The organism is Rhodococcus marinonascens NBRC 14363 (assembly GCF_001894885.1).
In the GTDB taxonomy this organism is placed as follows: domain Bacteria; phylum Actinomycetota; class Actinomycetes; order Mycobacteriales; family Mycobacteriaceae; genus Rhodococcus_F; species Rhodococcus_F marinonascens.
Genome location: NZ_BCXB01000087.1, coordinates 1 through 3,744 on the forward strand (window position 1 = coordinate 1; position 3,744 = coordinate 3,744).

A 3,744-nucleotide genomic window follows, 5' to 3' on the forward strand; every position below is an offset into this window, starting at 1 on the left:
CCACATATAGGCACAGCAGACCACGCGGGTAGCACGAGGCGCCGCCGGGGAACCATCCCGGCGGCGCCTCCTGCTTGTGGTCCACAGGACTCCGGGGCTGACGAGGTCACACCAGAAGACCACGTAATCGGCTGTGTGTCCGCAATTGTCGGCATGGGGTGCCAAGGGTAGGGAAGACACGAGAAAGCCCCTCACCGTTGGCGGATTCCAGGGGTCGTTGCAACACCGGTGATCTAATGGGTGATCAGTAGATCACGCATGGGGTATCCCAGCCGAGCGTCTTGCGTGGACGCCCGTTCAGTTCCTGAGCGACGTGTTCAAGATCCTCGGGTCCGTAGACCGACAGATCCGTTCCTTTCGGGAAGTACTGCCGCAGTAGACCATTGGTGTTCTCGTTCGACCCGCGCTGCCATGGGCTTGCCGGATCGCAGAAATACACGTCGATGCCGGTGGCGATGCTGAAAGATCGGTGGGTGGCCATCTCCGCACCCTGATCCCAGGTCAGGGATCCACGCAGGTGCTCGGGCAGTGTCCCCATCGTCGCGACGAGCCCGTCCCGAACCGCCTCGGCGCTGTGATCGCCCGGCAGACGAACAAGCATCACATATCGGGTCGTGCGCTCGACGAGAGTCGCGATCGCCGACTTGTTGTGGGCACCGGTGATCAAATCCCCTTCCCAGTGCCCGGGCACCGCCCGGTCCTCGATCTCGGGCGGTCGCTCGGAGATCATGACCATCGGGTCGACGAACCGAGGCCGGCGCCGCTCCCCGGACCGGCGTTCCTTGCGGCGGGCTCGACCGGTTCGCAACGCCGTAGCGACCTCCCTGCGCAACCCGCCCCGCCCTTGCAAGTACAGGGCCTGGTAGATCGTCTCGTGAGTCACGCGCATCTCCTGATCGCGGGGGAAGTCCTTGATCAGAGTCTTGCTGATCTGTTCGGGAGACCAGCGCAGGAGCAGCTTCTCCTGAACGTATCGACCCACGGCGTGCCCGGTGAGCAGCTTGCGGCCCTTGGGCCGAGGCCTGCGGGCCGCCGCAGCACGATGCGCGCGGTAGGGCCGATATCCGCCTTCGGGATCGCTGTTCCGGGCGACCTCTCGGCTCAGCGTCGACGGTGCCCGCCCCAACGCGGCGGCGATCGTGCGCAGCGACGCACCCGCCGCTGACATGTCGCGGAGCTTTTCGCGTTCCTCCAGTGAGAGGTACCGGGCAGAGATGGGTGTATCGACCTTCGTCATCACCACCGTCTGCTGGACAGGTCCGCTACCGGCGGCGGGGGTGGTCATCGTAGTCACACCAGATGTGTAGTCGACGACCCGGCCGTCGGGGTAGATCCTGGCGTTTCGCGACCCTCGGATCCCGCGGTCCCAGTCCTTCGCAGTGCGTGGGTGCACCCCGACCGCCACCGCTGCCTCACCCCGTGTGGCACCGGTCCTGCGCAGTCGAAGGAACTCCTCGTGTCCGGGATGGCGCAGTCGTATGCTCCCGAGCCCGGCCTCGCGTGCCCACTGGGCGCAGGTGTGTGCGTTGAATCCGAGCGATCGGGCGGCAGCAGTCACGCTGCCCACCCGGTCGAACTCGCGGAAGAACCGGTCCCGATCCTCTCGCGTGTACTTCTGCAGTCCTGACGTCTTGCCCCTCGAACGCGGCACGGTCGTTGCAACTCCCCGAAACTCAGGGTGTTGCAACGACCGTTAGAACCCAAGGTTGCGGTGAGGGGCTTTCGCTGCGGGTGCTGGGCGTTCGGTCGACTAGGAACCGAAGATGCTCTCCAGGCTTCCGGAAGAAGAGCCGTCGCCGGAATTGTCCGGGTCGGTGACGCTGACCGTCTCCGAATCGCTGACGGAGCCGTTGAAGTCGCCCGCTCCGCTGTAGTGGACGGTGATGGAGTAGTCACCGGCGTCGGTGAAGGTGTAGTCCAATGTCGCTTTGCCGTCGACCAGGGCGACCGGCGCGCCGATGTCGTTACCGTCGGCCTTGAACTGGACCGTGCCGCCGACAGCGTCGCCCTCCGGTCCCTTCACCTCTGCCGAGAGGTTGACGGCCTCATCGGTATCCGCGGTGTTCGGCGCGGTCACAGTGGTGGTTGTTTCGAGGGCGCCGTCGACCTCGAAGTCGAGGGAGAAGTTCGGGGTGACGGACCCATCCTGCGACCCGTTGCTTGCCTCGATGGGCATCCCCACCACCAGGCTCACGGTGGCGGTCTGGCCGGGTTCGACGCGGATCGCATTCAACTCGGTGCCCGGCATAGCTTCTTCTACGGTGGTGAGGTCCACGCGGGGACCGGACTCGTCGTCGATCTCCACCCGGACGTACGCCTCCATCTCCGGCGAGGTCGTCCAGTTGCCGAGGTACACCTGGAGAACCCCGCCCCGCTCGGTCGTGTTCCTCGCATAGAAGGTGGAGGTGATCTCTTCGCCGGGGACGAGTGTGCCCTCGTAGCCTGGAATCTCGGACGTGTCACCCCAGGTGACCTCGTCCGCGGAGTACTCGAGGTCGTTCACCTCGGCGTGGGCGGCGGCGGGCGCCACCAGCGCTCCGAACATTGCTAGGAACAGGGCAAGAATCGCGCCGCCGAAGGCCGTGGTCAGCCGTTTCATGCTGCCTGGCGCGCTGATGGTTGTCGTCATGACGCGGAGCATATCCAGAACTCAACCAAGCGTCCAGTATTCGGAGGAGATTGGGCTTTTCTGAACACATTCAAACCTCAATTGCTCTGTGTGTCAGACAAACTCCGGTTGCCTCCTGCTAGGAACCGAAGATGCTGCCCAGGCTGCCGAGAGATCCGAAGGAACCCGTACCGGAATTGTTCGGGGCGGTGACGGTGACCGTCTCGGCCTGGCCGGTGGAGCCTTCGAAGCCGTCCGCTCCGGAGTACACCGCGGTGATCTCGTGCTCGCCGTCGGCGGTGAAGGTGTGCGGCAGCGTCGCACGACCGTCGACTGGTTGGACCGGATCGCCGATGTCTTCGCCGTTGTCCTTGAACTGGACTGTGCCGCCGATGAAGTCGACTTCCGGACCCTTCACCTCGGCTGAGAGATCCACGGGCTCACCGGTAGTCGCGTCGTTCGGGCCGTCCAGGGTGGTGGTCGTCGCAGCTGCGTCGGCGTCGGGCACCAAGTCGACGCGGAAGTCCGGGTCGACGAATTCTTCCGGCGACAGGTTGTCGGCGTCGATGGGCATGCCGACCACGAGAACTAACTTGGCGTCCTGGCCGGCTCCCTGGTAAGCCGAGGCCAACTCAGTTCCCGGCTCGGCCGCGCCTTCGACCAGGTCCACGTTATCGCCGAAATCGTCGCCGATCTGCGCCCGGACATACACCTTCATGTCCGGCGAAGTCGCTTTCCATTCGCCCAGATATACCTTGACGAAGCCGCCCTGGTTGGACTTGTTCCGGAGGTCCCAGGTTTGGGTGATCTCCTGGCCGGGGGCAAGGTCGCCCTCGAAGGGTGGAACCGCGGACGTGTCGCCCGGGGGAGCGTCGTACGCGGAGATCTGCAGGTCTTCGGAGTCGGCGTGAGCAGCGGCTTGTGCCCCGAAAACTGCCAGAGACATGGAAAGAATCGCGCCGCCGAAGACAGCGGTAAGTCGCTCGCGGCCGCCGGGTGTGCCGATTCTAGTCGCCATGCCGGGCAGCGTAGCCAGAACTGGCACGAGTGTCTAGTTTTTCTTGGGACGGAATTGTGCCGGACAACGCAGTGCGGCCCGTGCGATGAACTCGCACGGGCCACACGCGTGGGCTATC

General features: G+C 64.7%; 3 protein-coding genes. All 3 read right to left on the minus strand.

Features of this window, described 5'->3' with window-relative positions; translation table 11 throughout:
• Positions 1 to 244 precede the first annotated feature (244 nt).
• Positions 245 to 1,441, minus strand: a complete 1,197-nt coding sequence (locus tag RM2_RS22720) for an IS30 family transposase (protein WP_445009107.1) — start codon at positions 1,439 to 1,441, stop codon at positions 245 to 247.
• A gap of 309 nt (positions 1,442 to 1,750) precedes the next feature.
• Positions 1,751 to 2,629: an Ig-like domain-containing protein gene (locus RM2_RS22725; RefSeq protein ID WP_169846813.1), complete on the minus strand. Its 879-nt coding sequence runs from the start codon at positions 2,627 to 2,629 to the stop codon at positions 1,751 to 1,753.
• Positions 2,630 to 2,747: 118 nt separating this feature from the next.
• Positions 2,748 to 3,626, minus strand: coding sequence for an Ig-like domain-containing protein (locus tag RM2_RS22730; RefSeq protein ID WP_072691723.1), 879 nt, complete (start codon positions 3,624 to 3,626; stop codon positions 2,748 to 2,750).
• Positions 3,627 to 3,744: the final 118 nt, after the last annotated feature.

Excerpts from the sequence above, each read along its gene's own strand:
- RM2_RS22725 (WP_169846813.1), bottom strand. The coding sequence starts at position 2,629 with ATGACGACAACCATCAGCGCGCCAGGCAGCATGAAACGGCTGACCACG.
- RM2_RS22730 (WP_072691723.1), bottom strand. The coding sequence starts at position 3,626 with ATGGCGACTAGAATCGGCACACCCGGCGGCCGCGAGCGACTTACCGCT.